The sequence below is a fragment of the Achromobacter sp. 2789STDY5608621 genome (assembly GCF_001299375.1).
Taxonomy (GTDB): domain Bacteria; phylum Pseudomonadota; class Gammaproteobacteria; order Burkholderiales; family Burkholderiaceae_B; genus Achromobacter; species Achromobacter insuavis.
Genome location: NZ_CYTU01000030.1, coordinates 1 through 17108 on the forward strand (window position 1 = coordinate 1; position 17108 = coordinate 17108).

A 17108-nucleotide genomic window follows, 5' to 3' on the forward strand; every position below is an offset into this window, starting at 1 on the left:
GGCCGGCGCGCTTGCCGCCGGCGCGGGCGCGGCCTGCGGCTTCTGCGCCGCCGCGTCACCCTTGAGGTTGCCTTCGCCTTCCACTTCCAGTCGGATCAGTTCGCCGCCCACGGCCATCACCTGGCCGACTTCCCCGCCCAGCGCGACCACGCGGCCGACCACGGGCGACGGGATCTCGACCGTGGCCTTGTCGGTCATGACGTCGGCCAGCGGCTGGTCCTCGGCGACGGTGTCGCCCACCTTGACGTGCCAGCCCACCAGTTCGACCTCGGCAATGCCTTCGCCGATGTCGGGCATCTTGATGACATGAATCCCCATCTCACACCTCCATCGCGCGTTTGAACGCTTCGCCGACCCGGCGCGGGCCGGGGAAATACGCCCATTCCTGCGCGTGCGGGTAGGGCGTATCCCAACCGGTCACGCGCTCGACGGGCGCTTCGAGGTGATGGAAGCAGTGTTCTTGCACCAGCGAGATCAGCTCGGCGCCATAGCCGCAGGTGCGCGTGGCTTCGTGCACCACGACGCAGCGGCCTGTCTTCTTGACCGAGTTGACGATGGTCTCCAGGTCCAGCGGCCACAGGCTGCGCAGGTCGATGACCTCGGCGTCGATGCCGGTTTCCTCGGCCGCGGTCAGCGACACGTGAACCGTGGTGCCATAGGTCAGCACCGTCAGCGCGTTGCCGGGCCGCACGATGGCGGCGGAGTCCAGCGGCACGGTGTAGTAGCCGGTCGGCACCACGCTGCCCGGGCGGCCGGTCCACGGCGTCACGGGACGGTCGTGGTGGCCGTCGAACGGGCCGTTGTACAGGCGCTTTGGTTCCAGGAAGATGACCGGATCGTCGTTCTCGATGGACGCGATCAGCAGGCCCTTGGCGTCGTAGGGGTTGGACGGCATCACCGTGCGCAGCCCGCAGACCTGGGTGAACATCGCCTCGGGGCTCTGGCTGTGGGTCTGGCCGCCGTAGATGCCGCCGCCGCAGGGCATGCGGATGGTCATGGGCGCGATGAATTCGCCCACCGAGCGGTAGCGCAGGCGCGCCGCCTCGGACACGATCTGGTCGGAGGCCGGGTAGAAATAGTCGGCGAACTGGATCTCGCACACCGGCCGCAGGCCGTAGGCGCCCATGCCCACCGCCACGCCGACGATGCCGCCTTCGGAGATCGGCGTGTCGAACACGCGCGAGCTGCCGTACTTGGCCTGCAGGCCCTCGGTGCAGCGGAACACGCCGCCGAAATAGCCCACGTCCTGGCCGAACACCACCACGTTGCCGTCACGCTCCAGCATCACATCCATGGCCGAGCGCAAAGCCTGGATCATGGTCATCGGCGCGGACGCCGGACCCCCATTGTTATCGATAGCCATGACTCACACTCCGAGCTGCTGACGTTGCCGGCGCAGGTGCTCCGGCATGTCCTTGTAGACGTCTTCAAAGATGCTGGCGGCGCTGGGGACGTGGCCGTCCACCAGGGTGCCGTAGCTTTCCGCTTCCTTCTGCGCCGCCTGGATCTCGGCGTCGAGCTCGGCGCGCACCGCGTCGTGCTCGGCCTCGGACCAGATGCCACGCAGGATCAGGTGCTTCTTGAAGCGCTCGATCGGGTCGCCCAGCGGGAAGTGGCTCCAGTCGTCGCCGGGGCGGTACTTGGAGGGGTCGTCGGAGGTGGAGTGCGGGCCCGCGCGATAGGTCACCCATTCGATCAGGGTGGGGCCAAGGTTGCTGCGCGCGCGTTCGGCGGCCCAGCGCGAGGCGGCGTAGACCGCCAGGAAATCGTTGCCGTCCACCCGCAGCGAGGCGATGCCGCAGCCCACGCCGCGGCCGGCGAAGGTGGCGCCCTCGCCCCCGGCGATGGCCTGGAAGGTCGAGATGGCCCACTGGTTGTTGACCACGTTCAGGATCACCGGCGCGCGGTACACGTGGGCGAAGGTCAGCGCGGTGTGGAAGTCCGCCTCGGCGGTGGCGCCGTCGCCGATCCAGCCGGATGCAATGCGCGTGTCGCCCTTGATGGCCGAGGCCATGCCCCAGCCCACCGCCTGGATGAACTGCGTGGCCAGGTTGCCCGAAATGGTGAAGAAGCCGTTCTCGCGGTCGGAATACATGACCGGCAGCTGGCGCCCCTTGAGCGGGTCGCGCTCGTTGGACATGAGCTGGCACATCATGGTCACCAGCGACACGTCGCGCGCCAGCAGGATGCTCTGCTGGCGGTAGGTCGGGAAACACATGTCGCCCTGCTCCAGCGCCAGCGCATGGGCCGAGCCGATGGCCTCTTCGCCCAGGCTCTGCATGTAGAAGGAGATCTTCTTCTTGCGCTGGGCGGTCAGCATGCGGCCGTCGAAGATGCGCGTCTTGAGCATGGTGCGCATGCCACGGCGCAGCAGCTCGTCGCTGATCTCCGGCGCCCACGGCCCGACGGCGCGACCGTCGTCGTCGATGACCCGCACCAGGCTGTAGGCCAGGCTGCCGGTGTCGATCGCGGCGACATCAATGGGGGGTTTGGGCACCTCGCCGGGCGGCGACAGGCGCAGGTAGGAAAAGTCGGTCTTGCAACCCGGACGCCCGGTAGGCTCGGGGACGTGCAACTTCAGCGGCCCATATTGGCTCATGAATTGTCTCCACGCTTGATCGTGTCATGCGCATTCTTCTCACCAAGACACTGCCCGGGGGGGTGACCTCGGACATTGCCATCGTCGGCCTGTGCAAAGGGATAAACATGCACGGCCGGGAGCCAGAGTAGCACAGGGCGCGGCCCCGAGACAGGGGCCGCGCCGGGCCTTGCTGGCCGCGCGGTTCGGGGTCCGGCCGGCGCGCGCGGCAGGGGGTTGCACGCCCCTGCCCGCCCGCTATCACCAGCGGTAGGTCGCCGTGCCGATCACGCGGCGCGGCTCGCCGTAGAAGCAACCATAGGTGCAGCTGCCGATGTAGGTCTTGTCGGCCAGGTTGGTGGCGTTGAGCGCGAACCGCCAGGGGCCGGTGGTGTAGCTGACCATGGCGTCGAACAGCGTGAAGGACGGCACCTCGACCGCCGTGCCGTGCGCCAGGCCGCGCGTGCTGCCGACGTAGCGCACCCCCGCGCCGACCCGCAGCCCCGGCAGGCCGAAGGCGCCGAAGCCGTAGTCGCCCCAGACTGAGAACTGGTTGAACGGCACCGAGTTCAGGCGCTTGCCGACCTCGTCCGGTTGCAGCGGGCTGGCCTTGAGGGTGCGCGCATCGGTGTAGGCATAGGCGGCGATCAGGTTGGCGTGGCGGCCGACGCGGGTGCGCGCCTCCAGCTCCAGCCCGCGGGTGCGCGCCTGGCCGGCCTGGATTTCGTAGTTGGTATCGAACGGGTCGGCCACGTTCACGTTCTTGCGGGTGAGCTGGTACACCGCCGCCGACAGCATGGTGTCCGACCCCGCCGGCTGGTAGCGCACCCCGGCTTCGTACTGCTCGCCGGTGGTGGGCTTGAAACGGCTGCCCTGGCGGTCCTGGCCGCCGGTCGGCTCGAACGATTCGCTGTAGCTCAGGAACGGCGCCAGGCCGTTGTCGGCCAGGTAGACGATGCCCGCGCGGCCCGTGAAGGCCTTGCTCTTCTCGTTGTCGGCATAGGTCTCGCCGGTGAAGAAATTGCGTTCGTTGGCGCTGACCCAGTCGTGCCGCCCGCCGAGCAGCACGACCCATTTGTCGGCGATCTTCATCTGGTCCTGCACATACACGCCCAGCCGCTTCGAATCGGACTTGGCGGAGACGCCCAGGTTGGGCGATACCGGACCGATTGGCCCGCCGTATTGGGGATCGTACAGATCGAGATTGCCTGCCGCCGCGAAATAGCGTTCGGTTTCGTGCTTGGGCAAGGTGTAGTCGAAACCCGCCAGCAGCGTGTGTTGCACCGGCCCGGTTCCCACCTGGTACTGCAGGGACGTGTCGACGTTGATCGCCGACGAGCGGTCCCAGCGCGGCAAGGCGTTGCGGCTGGCGGTGTGGCGCTGGTCGGAGGCCAGCTGCCACAGGCTGGTCATGGCGTAGTGACTCTTGGCGTTGAAATAGCGCGCGTTCTGGCGCAGCGTCAGCTGGCTGTTGAAGGCGTGCTCGAACAGGTAGCCGATCGAATACCGTTCCATCTCGAACTTGTCGAAGCCGGGTTCCCCGGGGTAGCGGTCGCGGGGGATGCGGCCGTTGATGTTGGGCAGCACGGTGCCCTGCGCCGGCAGGCCGTAGGCGTAGAGGGTGCGGTCCTTCTGATATTCCGCCAGCAGCGTCAGCGAGGTGGCGGCGCTCGGCTGCCACTTCAGCGCCGGGGCGACATAGGTCCGGTCGTCGGGCACGTGGTCGATGAAAGTATTGCTGTCGCGCCGCAAGGCGGTGAGCCGGTAGGACCAGACGCCAGCCTCATCCAGCGCGCCGCCGAAGTCGCCCGAGATCTGCTTGCGGTCGAAGCTGCCCAGGTCGACATTCAGCTCGCGCAGCGGTTCCACGGTGGGACGCTTGCTGACCGTGTTGATGACGCCGCCCGGCGGCGCGGCTCCGTACAGAATGGACGAGGCGCCTTTCAGGTACTCGATGCGTTCCAGGCCATAGGGCTCCTGGCGGCCGTTGTAGACGTTGACGGTGTAGAGCGTGCCGTCGCGGTAGAAATTGCCCTGGTCGGTGCGGAAGCCTCGCAGGAACAGGCTGTCGGAGGTGCGATCCTGGCCTTCCGCGCGGCTCACGCCCGCCACGTAGCCCAGCGCGTCCTGCAGGCTCTGCGCCTTGAGCGTCTCGATTTCCTCGGCGCCGACCACCGTGATCGACTGCGGCGTCTCGATGATGGGCGTGTCGGTCTTGGTGCCGGTGGCGCTGACACGGGCGGCGTAGCCATGCAGCGGACCGGAGGGCGATTCGACCGCGCCGGTCACGCGCACCGGCTCCAGCAGCGTGGCATCGCCCGCCTGCGGCAGGGGCCGCGCGCTGAAGGTGCCATTGGCGGTGATGCGCAACTCCAGGCCGCTGCCCGCCAGCGCCTGGCGCAAGGCCTGTTCGGCGGTGTAGGTGCCGGCCACGGCCGGGGCCTGGCGGCCCGCCACCAGCGCCGGATCGACCGACACCGCGTGGCCGCTCTGGCGCGCGATACGGGTCAGGGTCTCGGCCAGCGGCGCGGCGGGAAGGTCATAGCGCTGCGCCATGGGCGCGCCCGTCTGGGCGCCGGCCTGCGCCAGGGCGGTGCCGGCCGGCGCGGCCAGGGCGATGAGGAACGCGGCCGCCAGCTGCGGCGCGGGACGAACGGGGAACATGGAATCTCCTGCGACAAGGGGGTGCTTCAGGAGGTATGTCCAGCGAGCCCGCCGCGAGCGATCATTTTTTTTCGGCGGCATCGGCGCGCAGGTCGATGCTGACCAGCCAGCCGCCCAGCCTGGCGACCTCGATCGGCAGCGTCTGGCGCAGGGATTCCAGCACGCGGTCGGTGTCGTCCAGCGGAAACGCGCCCAGCACCCGCAGCCGGGCGGCCTCGGGGGAGATGCGCAAAAAGCCGCGCCGGTATGGCCGCAATGCCGCCACCACCTCGCCCAGCGGCTGGTCGCGCACCACCAGCATGCCGTCGTGCCAGGCGGCGGCCTCGGCCAGCGCGGCGTCCGGCGCGCCGATGCCGTCCGCGCCGAAGCGCGCGCCCTCGCCCGCCGCCAGCGTGCGCCGCTGGCCCGCCGCGCGGATCTCGACGCTGTGCTCGATCACACAGGCGACACTGCCCCGCGCATCGCGCGCCACGCCGAACACCGTGCCCAAGGCCTGCACCTCGCCATCGGGACTGGCGACGATGAAGGGCCGCTCGGCGTCCGCCGCCACCCGCACGTAGACCGCGCCCTCGCGCAACCGCAGCACGCGGACGCGGTCATCGAATTGCAGGTCGACGGCGGAGCGCGCGTTCAGGGTGACCACGCTGCCGTCCGGCAGCGGATAGACGTGGCGTTCGCCGGTGCCGGTGCGCAGGTCGGCGGCCAGGGTCCGCAATGGCGTCTGGCGATCGACCAGGGCGGCCAGCCCGCCGGCCGCCAGCGCCAGCATCAAGGCATTGCGCAGCGCCCGGCGGCGCGAGGTCGGCGCCAGCAGCGCCGCGCCGGCCGCCCGGGACGAGGCGCCCTCGCCCAGCGGCGCAAAGGTGCTGTCCAGGGCGCCGGTGACCATGTCCCAGGCGGCGGCGTGGCGCGGGTCGGTCCGGTGCCAGGCCTCGAACCGGGCGCGGTCGGCGGCGCTTGCCTCGCCCGACGACAGCAGCACCATCCAGTCGACCGCCGCCTCGACGGCGGCCGGCAGCGCGGGCGCGCTCATGCGGCCAGGCGCGCGGCCACGCACAGCGTGATGGCCTGCTTCATGCCGCGCCGGACGGTGATGGCCGACACGCCGAGCTGTTCGGCGATCTGCGGATAGGTCAGTTCGTGCAACTGGCTCAGGAGGAATATCTGGCGGGTGCGCGCCGGCAGGCGTTGCAGGGCGCGGTCGATCTGCATCAGGGCCTCGACCACCAGCGCGCGCTGTTCTTCGCTGGGCGCGCAGGCCTGCGGCAGGGATTCGAGGCTGTCGAGGTAGGCGCGCTCCAGTTCGCGGCGGCGCCAGAAGGTATACAGCGTGCGCTGCGCCAGCGTGGTCAGGAACGCGCGGGGTTCGTGGATCGGCTCGGTCTGGCGCCCGGCCAGCACCCGCAGGAAGGTATCGTGCGCCAGGTCGGCGGCGTCATGGCGGCAGCCCAGCCGGCGCCGCAGCCATTCCAGCAGCCACGGATGATGGGCCTCGTACAGCTGGGCGGCGGTGTGCGGCGTCGGCTGCGCAGAATGGGACATGGCGGGGAATGGGAGGGCGGCTAATCAACAATAAGAATTATTGTCATTTATTGATGGCCGCGCAAGCCTGCCCGGTGCAGCCGGATGGCGAGCAACGTCGGCCTGGCCCGGTGTGGTGGCTCGGTGGCGTGGATCGGTGGCTTGGCTGGGCGGCTTGGCTTGCTGGACCGCATCTGGCCGACCTCTATACTTGCGGCTTCCGATTCCCCTGGAAACCGACGTGCCTCGATTGACTGCCTCGAAAGGGTTCAGCTGGACCGGCATCGTGTTTGCCGCGCTTTACCTCGCCATCGTCATCCTCTGCATCGCCGGCGCACTGTCCGCCGACGGCGACGACAAGGGCCGCTTCGTGTTGCTCCAATTGCCATTGGCCTTGCAGCTTGCGTTGCTGCACGAACTGAACCTGGACCGGCTGCTCGGTGAGCTGTCCTGGGTCGGCGGCTACCTGCTGATCGGGCTGCCGACGCTAGCCCTCTTCTATTTCGCGGGCTGGGGCCTGGAGAAACTCGTGCGCGCGGCCTTCCGGCCCATCGCGTCACAACGGTAGGCGACACGCAATAAAAAACCGGCCAGCGGCCGGTTTTTCTATCGCGCCACGGCGCGCGTCAGAGCGGGCCGGTCCACTCGGTGACGAACTCGCGGTAGTCCGGGCGGTTGGCCGGCGGCACCGCGCACGCCGGCGTGCCGATGGCCAGGAAGCCGAGGAAGCGGTAGTCGAGCGAATCCAGGCCCAGCGCCGCCTGCACGTCTTCGACGTAGGTGCCGATGCCGGTGCTCCAGAACGCGCCGTAGCCCAGCATGTGGGCGGCGTTCAGGATGTTCATGGTGGCGCAGCCGGTGGCCAGCAGTTGCTCGGCCTCGGGGATCTTGGTGTTGTCGTGGGCGATCTTCTGCGCCACGGCGACGAACAGCGGCACGCTCGCCATCCACTCGCGCACCGACTTTTCCTTTTCCGGCGTCATGCGCGGATCGCCGCTGCGCTTGACGGCCTCCAGCGCCACGTCGGCCAGCTTGCCGATGGCCTCGCCCTGGATCACCACGAAGCGCCACGGACGCAGCGCGCCGTGGTCGGGGGCCGACATCGCGGCCTGCAGGATCTGTTCGAGTTCGGCGGGTTTGGGCGCCGGGCCCCGCAGGAACTTCACGGAACGGCGCGAGGTGATGGCGTGCAAGGGCGTGGCGATGGCGGTCTGGGTCATGGAGTGAGGCACAAGTAACGGAATTCTGGCGGCTTCCCAAATGGGAAAGAGAAGGGTTCTCATATTACGCCATGGCCGCGGCGGGGACGGCTATCCCCCTGCCCGGCGCATGGCGACTGGCGGCGTCAACCCAGGTGGGTATGGCGCTCCTGGCGTTCCTCGACCTGCATTTCCGACAGGCCGTGCAGGATGCCGCAATCTTCCGTATCCGGCCGCGCCGACAGGCAGCGCTGGCGCAGATCGGTCAATTGCGTCTTCAACTGGGTCAGCTCGGCGATGCGCTCGTCCACGTGGGAAATGTGCTCGTCGAACAGTTCATTAATAGGGCCGCATCCAGTCTGGTGATTGTCCGCCAGCGACAGGATGGCGCGGATCTCGTCCTGGGTCATGTCCAGGGCGCGGCAGTTGCGGATCAGCCGCAGCCGCTCCAGGTGGGTCTGGCCGTAGCTGCGGTAGTTGTTCAGGCCGCGCTCCGGGGCGGGCAGCAGCCCTTCCTTCTCGTAATACCTGACGGTTTCGACCGTGGTGCCGGCCGCCGTGGCCAATTCGCCGATACGCATCATGCCTCCCGGACGCATCCGATGGATTAAGGGGTTGACCCTATAGTAACTCCAAGGTGTGGAATACGGTCAACGGCTTACGAAAAGGCAACCACGATGTCTTGCGCAACGAACAAACACACCGATCCCACCGCTTCCGGACAACCGGACGCCTGCTGCGGCACGAAGGCCCCGGCTGCGTCCCACGGGCATGACCACGCCGCCGGCGGATGCTGCGGCCCCGCGCAAGGCAAGGCCGCCGCGGCCGACGGCCATCGCCACGAAGGCGCCGGCCATGACCACGATCATGGCCACGATCATGACCACGATCACGATCACGATCACGGCCACGATCACAACCACAGCCACGGCCATGCCCGCGCGCCGGCGCATGCCCACGGCGCCTCGCCCTGCTGCGGCCACGATGCCGGCGACATCCAGATGTCCGCCGGCGGCGCGGCCGTGCTGCAAGCCGGCCCGGGCCAGTTGCTGGCCCGCCTGCGCATCGGCCAGATGGACTGCCCGACCGAGGAAACGCTGATCCGCAAGAAGCTCGACAGCGTCGACGGCGTGCACGCGCTGGACTTCAACCTGATGCAGCGCATCCTGACGGTGGTGCACGCCGAGGGCGCGCTGGACCGCATCACCGCCGCCATCAAGTCGCTGGGCATGACGCCCGAACCGCTGGCCGAAGGCGCCGCGCGCACCCCGGCGCCGGCCGCCGCGCGCGTCAACTGGTGGGCCATCGGCGGCGCCGGCGTGCTTGCCGGCCTGTCGGAAGCCTCGCACTTTGCCGGCATGCACTGGGGCGTCACCGCCGCGCTGGCGGTCGCCGCCATCCTCGCCTGCGGCATCAGCACCTACCGCAAGGGCTGGATCGCCGTGCGCAACGGCAACCTCAACATCAACGCGCTCATGAGCATCGCCGTCACCGGCGCCGTGCTGATCGGACAATGGCCGGAAGCGGCCATGGTGATGTTCCTCTTCAACGTCGCCGAACTGATCGAGGCGCGTTCGCTCGACCGCGCCCGCAACGCCATCCGCGGCCTGCTCGACCTGGCGCCCGAAACCGCCACCGTGCGCCAGGCCGACGGCAGCTGGCAATCGGTGCCGGCGGCGCAACTGCAGGTCGACGACGTGGTCCGCGTGCGGCCGGGCGAACGCATCGCCGCCGACGGCATCATCGTCAGCGGCCGTTCGGCGGTGGACCAATCCCCCATCACCGGCGAAAGCCTGCCGGTCGAGAAGGCCGAAGGCGACCCGGTCTACGCCGCCACCGTCAACGCGGCCGGCTCGTTCGACTACCGCGTCACCGCGGCGGCCGGCAACACCACGCTGGCGCGCATCATCCACGCGGTCGAGCAGGCCCAGGGCGCGCGCGCCCCGACCCAGCGCTTCATCGACCGCTTCTCGCGCATCTATACGCCCGTGGTGGTCGGCGTGGCCGTGCTGGTGGCGGTCCTGCCGCCGCTGCTGTGGAGCCAGCCCTGGTTCGACGCGATCTACCGCGCGCTGGCGCTGCTGATCATCGCCTGCCCCTGCGCCCTGGTGATCTCCACGCCGGTCAGCATCGTCAGCGGCCTGACGGCGGCCTCGCGCCGCGGCATCCTGGTCAAGGGCGGCGTGTACCTGGAAGAAGGCCGCAACCTGAAGTGGCTGGCGCTGGACAAGACCGGCACGCTGACCCACGGCAAGCCGGTGCAGACCGACCTGCAGGACTGGGACGTCTCCGACCTGACGCGCCAACCCGCGGCGCTGGTCGCCGCCAGCCTGGCGGCCCGCTCCGACCACCCGGTCTCGCTGGCCGTGGCCAACGCCACCCGCGACGCCGGCAAGGCGCTGCTGGACGTGGACGACTTCACCGCCCTGCCCGGCCGCGGCGTCAGCGGCAAGGTGGATGGCGTGGCGTTCCAGCTGGGCAACCGCCGCCTGATGCGGGAACTGGGCGTGTCCGACCCCAAGCTGGAAGCCCGCCTCGACGAACTGGAACGGCAGGGCAAGAGCGCCATCGCGCTCAGCGACGGCCAGCGCGTGCTGGCGCTGGCGGCGGTGGCCGACACGGTCAAGCCCACCAGCGCGGCCGCCATCGCCGACTTGCACGCGCTGGGCGTGCGCACCCTGATGCTGACGGGCGACAACACGCCCACGGCGCAGGCCATCGCGCGCCAGGTCGGCATCGACGAAGCGCGCGGCGACCAGTTGCCCGAAGACAAGCTGGCCGCGATCGAGAGCAAGCTGGCGCCCGCCGGCAAGGTCGGCATGGTCGGCGACGGCATCAACGACGCCCCGGCCCTGGCCCGCGCCGACATCGGCTTCGCCATGGGCGCGGCCGGCACCGGCACCGCCATCGAAACAGCCGACGTGGCGCTGATGGACGACGACCTGCGCAAGATCGGCACCTTCCTGCGCCTGTCGCGCGCCACCCACAGCGTGCTGATCCAGAACATCGCGCTGGCGCTGGGCATCAAGGCCGTGTTCCTGACCCTGGCGATGACCGGCAACGCCACGCTGTGGATGGCGGTGTTCGCCGACGTCGGCGCCAGCCTGCTGGTGGTGGCCAACGGCTTGCGGCTGCTGCGGGCCGCGCCGCAGACGGCCTGAACCGCCGGCGCCATGACGTGAAAACGCCCCCGGGGAATTCTCCCCGGGGGCGTTTTTTCATCGCCGAGCCGCCTCAAGATGAAAAACGCCCCCTTGGGGGGCAGCAAGCCGAAGGCGCGGCGTGGGGGCATATTTTCATCGCCGAGCCGCCTCAAGATGAAAAACGCCCCCTTGGGGGGCAGCAAGCCGAAGGCGCGGCGTGGGGGCATATTTTCATCGCCGAGCCGCCTCAAGATGAAAACGCCCCCCTGGGGGGCAGCAAGCCGAAGGCGCGGCGTGGGGGCATATTTTCATCGCCGAGCCGCCTCAAGATGAAAAACGCCCCCTTGGGGGGCAGCAAGCCGAAGGCGCGGCGTGGGGGCATATTTTCATCGCCGAGCCGCCTCAAGATGAAAAACGCCCCCTTGGGGGGCAGCAAGCCGAAGGCGCGGCGTGGGGGCGTTTTTTCATCGACGAGCCGTCCCTCAGCCCGTCTGCTCTTCCTGCGGCCAGTCGCGCAGCACCGGCGCGTCCGGCGCGCCCGGGCCGACGTCGCGCAGATGGTCGTGCTGCAGCAGCGCCATGCGGTAGGCGTCGCGATAGGTGCCGTTGGAAAAGAACTCTTCCTTGAGCAGCCCTTCGATCTGGAAGCCGCAGCGCTCGTAGATGTGCACGGCGGCGCGGTTGTCTTTGTCCACCACCAGGTAGACCTTGTGCAGGTTCAGCACGCGGAAGGCGTAGCCCACCGCGATGCGGGTGGCGGCCTTGGCGTAGCCGCGGCCCTGGTAGCTGGGCGCGATGATGATCTGGAATTCGGCGCGACGGTGGATGTAGTCGATTTCCACCAGTTCCACCAGGCCGGCCGGCTGGCCGGTGTCGTGCTCGATGATGAAGCGCCGCTCGTTCTGGTCGTGCAAGTGGCGGTCATAGAGGGCGACCAGTTCGTCGTAGGCCTCGTAAGGCTCTTCGAACCAATAACGCATGATGACGTCGTTATTGTTGATCTTGTGCACGAAGTGCAGGTCGCCGCGCTCCAGGGGGCGTATTTTGATATCGGATATTACCGACATAGAAACCTCCGAAAGTGCTGCCATTGTAGCTGACATTGCCCTGAAACGCCCGTTACATGGCGATTCCATGGGAAGAATGGCTTGTTCATTGACCTACAGCAGAAAAATGCCTGAAAAAGCGCATGAATGCTGGAACTTCAAAGAATCATCCGGCGCCATTCGTAACGAAATCCGCCCTTAGCCGGGCCCGGCCGGCATTGCCCGCCGCCCCTTGCGGACACATGCCGCCATCAGGGCGCCGCGAACGCCGGCAGGCGCTGTTCGATGCGCCGCGCCACCTCGTTGGCCGCCGACGACAACGGCCGCCCCAGCCGCAGCAGCATCTGGCACTCGGGCGCGCTCAGGATCGGATGCGCGATCGGCAGCGCCACCAGTTCGCCGCTGGCCAGTTCGTGGTGCACGCCCAGGTTCGGCATCAGCGTCACGCCGGCGCCGCTGATCGCGTATTGCTTGAGCACGCGCAGCGAGTTGGTGGTCAGGCTGGGCGTGAGATGGATGCGTTCGGTGAATTCCAGCAGGTCGACCGCCTGGCGCAAGCCATAGGGCGCGGACATCAGCGCGAACGGATACGGCAGGATGTCGGCAATCGTCAGCGGCGCGCGGCGCCGCGCCAGCGCGTGATCCGGCAGCGCCAGCAGGCAGACCGGATGCTTGCGGCTGGCGCGGCAGCGCAGCCGCGGATCGACCGGCGGGTTGTAGGCCAGGCCGATGTGCGCGGCATCCGTGGCCACCGCCTCGACCACCTCGTTGACCGAGCCGACATTGACGCTGACGTTGATGCGCGGATGCTCGATGCAGAACGGCCCGACCACGTGCTCCATCAGGCTGTCGATGAAGCCCTCGCTGATCATCAGGTGGACGTTGCCGCGCCGCATGCCGCGCAGCTCCTGCAGGCGCGTGTTCAGGTGCTCCTGCTGCGCGCGGCAGGCGCGGTGGTATTCGAGCAGCATGTCGGCGGCCTCGGTCGGCGTCAGCCCGCGCGCGCGGCGCTCGAACAGCGCAACGCCCAGTTCCTTTTCCAGCAGCTGGATCTGGCGGCTGATGACCGACGGCGCGGTGCCGAGCTTGTCGGCCGCGCCGCGGATCGAGCCACAGGCCACGACCTCATTGAAGTACTTCAGCCGCGTCTGGCTGATTTCGGCCATCGCTCCCCCTTTGTTTTCCGTTGCCCTAAAGGCAACGATAATTTATCACCCAGGTCATTGTTTCGAACACTGCGTGCTCGCAATATGGACGCCGCGCGGACCCACCCCGGGGACCGCCGCCATCCCAACCACCGCGGCGGGCGCAGACCCGCCCGCGAGGAGACAACGCAATGCCCCATCAGGCCACGCCAGGCGCCGATCCGCGCCTGGCTCCGCTTTATCGCAAGATCACCTGGCGCCTGCTGCCGTTCCTGCTGCTCTGTTATGTGTTCGCCTACCTGGACCGCATCAACATCGGCTTCGCCAAGCTGCAGATGCAGCAGGACATCGGCATCTCGGATGCCGTCTACGGCCTGGGCGCGGGCATCTTCTTTCTCGGCTACGTGATGTTCGAGGTGCCCAGCAACCTGCTGCTGACGCGCATCGGCGCGCGCCGCACCATCAGCCGCATCATGGTGCTGTGGGGCCTGACCTCGGCCTCGATGCTGTTCGTGCAGGGCGAATGGAGCTTCTACGTCCTGCGCTTCATGCTGGGCGTGTTCGAGGCCGGCTTCGCCCCCGGCATGATCTTCTACCTGACCTACTGGTACTCGCAATCGCGCATGGCCGGCGTCATGGCGGTGGTGATGCTGGCCGGCCCGATCGGCGGCATCGTCGGCGGCCCGGTCTCGGCCTGGATCATGACGGCCTTCTCCGGCGCGCACGGGCTGGACGGCTGGCAATGGATGTTCCTGCTCGAAGGCCTGCCCTGTGTGCTGCTGGGCGTCATCGCCTTCCGCTACCTGGACGACAAGCCGGCCGAGGCGCGCTGGCTCAGCGCCGAGGAAAAGGCGCTGCTGGCCGCCGACCTGGACAGCCGCGGCGCGCACAAGAAGCACGCCTTCGCCCAGGTGCTGCGCGACCCGGCCATCTACGGCATGGCGCTGACCTACTTCTGCCTGATCTGCGGCATCTACGCGGTCAGCTTCTGGCTGCCGACGCTGCTCAAGCTGGCGGGGGTGCAGGACACCATGCAGATCGGCCTGTACTCGGCGATCCCATACGTGGCCGCGGCGGTCTTCATGCTGGGGTTCGCGCGCAGCTCCGACCGCCTGCGCGAGCGCCGCTGGCACACGCTGGTGCCGGCGCTGCTGGCCGGCGTGGCGCTGTGCATCGCCACCGCGGCGCCGACGCAATTCGCGCTATCCCTGACGGCCATCACGCTCGCCACGGGCTTCATGTGGGCCGCCTACACGGTATTCTGGGCGATTCCGTCGCAGTACCTGCAAGGGGAAGCCGCGGCGGGCGGCATCGCGCTGATCAACAGCATCGGCCTGCTGGGCGGTTTCCTCAGTCCGTCCATCATCGGCTGGATCAAGGAATCCACCGGCAGCCTGGCCGGCGGTCTGTACGCGATCTCCGCCCTGCTGGTGGCCGGCGCCCTGCTGCTACTGGTGAACCGTCCTCCCCAATCCGCGCCCGCGCGCGCCTGACGCTCCAAGGAATCGATCATGCACATTCTGGTGGCTGGCTTCCAGCACGAGACCAATACCTTCGCGCCGTCCAAGGCGGCCTATGAGAACTTCGTGCGCGGCGAGGGCTTTCCCGCCATGGTGCGCGGCGAGGACATGCTGGCGCTGCGCGAGGTCAACATCCCCGCCGGCGGCTTCATCAACGCCGCGCTGGCGCAGGGCCACACCGTGCGCACGGTGATCTGGGCCGGCGCCAGCCCGTCGGCCCACGTCACCCGCGACGCCTACGAACGCATCGCCGGCGAGATCGTCGACGCGGCGCGCGCCGGCGGCTTCGACGCCATCTACCTGGACCTGCACGGCGCCATGGTGGCCGAGCATCTGGACGACGGCGAAGGCGAACTGCTGGCGCGGGTGCGCGCCCTGGTCGGCCCCGGCGTGCCGGTGGTCGGCAGCCTGGACCTGCACGCCAACGTCACCGCGCGGATGCTGCGCGAGGCCGACGGCCTGGCCGCCTTCCGCACCTACCCGCACGTGGACATGGCGGTGACCGGCGAGCATGCCGCGCGCCTGCTGGCCGCGCGCATCGCGGCCGGCGACAAGTGGGTGCGGGCCGAACGCCGCCTGCCCTTCCTGATCCCCATCAACGGCATGTGCACGATGCTGCAGCCGTCACAGGGCGTGTACGAAGAACTGGAACGCCTGGAGCAGACGCCGGGCGTGGCCTCGATCTCGTTCGCGCCGGGCTTTCCGGCGGCCGACTTCCCCGAATGCGGCCCGGTAGTGTGGGCCTATGGCACCGACGCCGACGCGGTTGAGCGCGTGACCGAGGCGCTGTACCAGCGCGTGCTGGAACTGGAACCGCAATGGTCGCCCGACTTCCTGGCGCCGGCCGATGCGGTCAAGCGGGCCCAGGCGCTCGCGGCCGGCGCCTCGCGCCCCGTGGTCATCGCCGACACCCAGGACAATCCGGGCGCGGGCGGCGACGCCAACACCACCGGCATGCTGCGCGCGCTGGTCCAGGCCAACGCGCAGAACGCCGCGCTGGGCCTGTTCTATGACCCCGAGGCGGTGCGCCAGGCCACCGCCGCCGGACTCGGCAGCACGGTGCGGCTGCGGTTGGGCGGGCAGTCCGGCGTGGCCGGCGACGCGCCGTTCGAAGGCGACTTCGTGGTCGAGACGCTGTCGTCCGGCAAGCTGCGCTTTGACGGCCCGATGATGAACGGCATGGACGTGGACCTGGAGGCGGTGGCCGGCCTGCGGCTGGGCGGCGTGCGCGTGGTGGTCAGCGCCACCAAGTCGCAGATGCTGGACCGCAACCTGTTCCGCGTCGGCGGCGTGCAGCCCGAGGAGATGGCGATCCTGGTGGTGAAAAGCTCGGTGCACTTCCGCGCCGACTTCCAGCCCATCGCGCACGAGGTGCTGGTGGCCAAGGCCCCCGGCCCGATGCAGGCCGATCCCGCCGACCTGCCCTGGACCCGGCTGCAACCGGGCATCCGCATCAAGCCGCTGGGGCCGGCGTTCTCGTTCTGACGGCAGCGCGCCGCCCGCACTGACGCGGCTCGGCGCGCGGCGGGTCCGGACACGAACGGGAAGCGGACGGCCCCGGCTTACTTGAGCTTGCCCTGCGGGCTGACGAAATCTTCCAGCGTCAGCCCTTTTTCCTTGAGGATGGCTTCCAGCAGCGGCTGCAGCTTGCCCAGGCTTTCCTGGACCGTCTCGCGTACCGTGTCCACCACCACCTGGGTGCTGCGCTCGATCTCGATGTTGACGTGGTCGCCCACCTGCTTGTCCTCGAACACCGTCATGCGGCGGGTCTCGGGGATCAGCCAGACTTCGAACCAGCCTTCGGCGCGGTTGACCTCGGACACGGTCAGGCTGGCGCCGTTGATGGCGATGTAGCCCTTGGCGAACACGTACTTGCGAAAGGCCTCGGGGATGCTGAAGCGCATCAGGCGATTGGTGTCCGACGACTTCACCATCACCACTTCCGAGGTGAAATCGACGTGGCCGGAGAGCGGATGGCCGCCGATCTCGGCGCCATCCTTGGCGGCGCGCTCGACGTTGGCGCGGTCGCCTTCCTGGTAGCTGCCGAGCGTGGTGATGGCCAGGCTTTGCAGCATGACATCGAAGGTGGCCTGGTTGGCGTCGAGGATTTCGGTGACCGTCAGGCAGACGCCGTCGGTCGAGACGCTGGCGCCGATCGCCAGGTCCTGGCAGAAGCCCTCGGGAAACGCCAGCGTGAACGTGCGCAGGCCTTCGCGATCCGCGATTTTCGCGATCTTCGCGGTGCCTTGAACAATACCGGTGAACATGCTGATCCTGGATACGGGGCGTGGC

At 68.7% G+C, this 17108-nt stretch carries 15 protein-coding genes; 4 read left to right on the plus strand and 11 right to left on the minus strand.

The window, feature by feature from the left end:
- From AOZ53_RS22875 to AOZ53_RS22900, 6 genes are all read right to left on the minus strand, one after another.
- Window positions 1-318, minus strand: a 318-nt coding sequence (locus tag AOZ53_RS22875; RefSeq protein WP_304439150.1) for a biotin/lipoyl-containing protein, incomplete at its 3' end; no start/stop codon positions are given.
- A gap of 1 nt (window position 319) precedes the next feature.
- Complete coding sequence (locus AOZ53_RS22880) at window positions 320-1363, minus strand: alpha-ketoacid dehydrogenase subunit beta (protein ID WP_054432035.1); 1044 nt, start codon at window positions 1361-1363, stop codon at window positions 320-322.
- 3 nt (window positions 1364-1366) lie between these two features.
- Window positions 1367-2599, minus strand: a complete 1233-nt coding sequence (locus tag AOZ53_RS22885; RefSeq protein WP_054432036.1) for a 3-methyl-2-oxobutanoate dehydrogenase (2-methylpropanoyl-transferring) subunit alpha — start codon at window positions 2597-2599, stop codon at window positions 1367-1369.
- Between the two features lie 240 nt (window positions 2600-2839).
- Window positions 2840-5242 (minus strand): TonB-dependent siderophore receptor, encoded by a 2403-nt coding sequence (locus AOZ53_RS22890; RefSeq protein ID WP_054489504.1) that lies wholly within the window; start codon window positions 5240-5242, stop codon window positions 2840-2842.
- 61 nt (window positions 5243-5303) lie between these two features.
- Window positions 5304-6275: a FecR domain-containing protein gene (locus AOZ53_RS22895; protein ID WP_054489552.1), complete on the minus strand. Its 972-nt coding sequence runs from the start codon at window positions 6273-6275 to the stop codon at window positions 5304-5306.
- A complete protein-coding gene (locus AOZ53_RS22900; protein WP_054432041.1) occupies window positions 6272-6784 on the minus strand; it encodes a sigma-70 family RNA polymerase sigma factor in 513 nt (170 codons plus the stop codon). Before AOZ53_RS22900 ends, AOZ53_RS22895 begins: the two co-directional genes overlap by 4 nt.
- A 220-nt stretch (window positions 6785-7004) precedes the next feature.
- Here AOZ53_RS22900 and AOZ53_RS22905 point away from each other — a divergent pair, with 220 nt between their 5' ends.
- The gene (locus tag AOZ53_RS22905) at window positions 7005-7331 is read left to right on the plus strand and encodes a hypothetical protein (RefSeq protein WP_054432044.1); all 327 of its coding nucleotides are present in this window, start codon (window positions 7005-7007) and stop codon (window positions 7329-7331) included.
- 58 nt (window positions 7332-7389) lie between these two features.
- Here the strand turns inward: AOZ53_RS22905 and AOZ53_RS22910 are convergent, their stop codons facing one another.
- Together AOZ53_RS22910 and cadR are read right to left on the minus strand one after the other, a co-directional pair.
- Window positions 7390-7983 (minus strand): nitroreductase family protein, encoded by a 594-nt coding sequence (locus tag AOZ53_RS22910; RefSeq protein WP_054432046.1) that lies wholly within the window; start codon window positions 7981-7983, stop codon window positions 7390-7392.
- 125 nt (window positions 7984-8108) lie between these two features.
- Window positions 8109-8543: a Cd(II)/Pb(II)-responsive transcriptional regulator gene (gene cadR / locus AOZ53_RS22915; RefSeq protein ID WP_054432250.1), complete on the minus strand. Its 435-nt coding sequence runs from the start codon at window positions 8541-8543 to the stop codon at window positions 8109-8111.
- Between the two features lie 96 nt (window positions 8544-8639).
- Between cadR and AOZ53_RS22920 the strand changes: the two genes are divergently transcribed.
- Window positions 8640-11123, plus strand: a complete 2484-nt coding sequence (locus tag AOZ53_RS22920) for a heavy metal translocating P-type ATPase (protein ID WP_054489506.1) — start codon at window positions 8640-8642, stop codon at window positions 11121-11123.
- Window positions 11124-11587: 464 nt separating this feature from the next.
- Here the strand turns inward: AOZ53_RS22920 and speG are convergent, their stop codons facing one another.
- Together speG and AOZ53_RS22935 are read right to left on the minus strand one after the other, a co-directional pair.
- On the minus strand, window positions 11588-12172 hold the full coding sequence (gene speG / locus AOZ53_RS22930) for a spermidine N1-acetyltransferase (protein WP_006394339.1): 585 nt from the start codon (window positions 12170-12172) through the stop codon (window positions 11588-11590).
- Window positions 12173-12402: 230 nt separating this feature from the next.
- Window positions 12403-13317 (minus strand): LysR family transcriptional regulator, encoded by a 915-nt coding sequence (locus AOZ53_RS22935; protein ID WP_054432050.1) that lies wholly within the window; start codon window positions 13315-13317, stop codon window positions 12403-12405.
- A gap of 170 nt (window positions 13318-13487) precedes the next feature.
- On the opposite strand from AOZ53_RS22935, the gene AOZ53_RS22940 reads away from it, so the two are divergent.
- Window positions 13488-14789, plus strand: a complete 1302-nt coding sequence (locus tag AOZ53_RS22940) for an MFS transporter (protein WP_054432052.1) — start codon at window positions 13488-13490, stop codon at window positions 14787-14789.
- Window positions 14790-14807: 18 nt separating this feature from the next.
- A complete protein-coding gene (locus AOZ53_RS22945; protein WP_054432054.1) occupies window positions 14808-16301 on the plus strand; it encodes a M81 family metallopeptidase in 1494 nt (497 codons plus the stop codon).
- A 77-nt stretch (window positions 16302-16378) separates the two neighbouring features.
- Here AOZ53_RS22945 and AOZ53_RS22950 read toward each other — a convergent pair whose 3' ends face one another.
- Window positions 16379-17083, minus strand: coding sequence for a riboflavin synthase (locus AOZ53_RS22950; protein WP_054432056.1), 705 nt, complete (start codon window positions 17081-17083; stop codon window positions 16379-16381).
- Window positions 17084-17108: the final 25 nt, after the last annotated feature.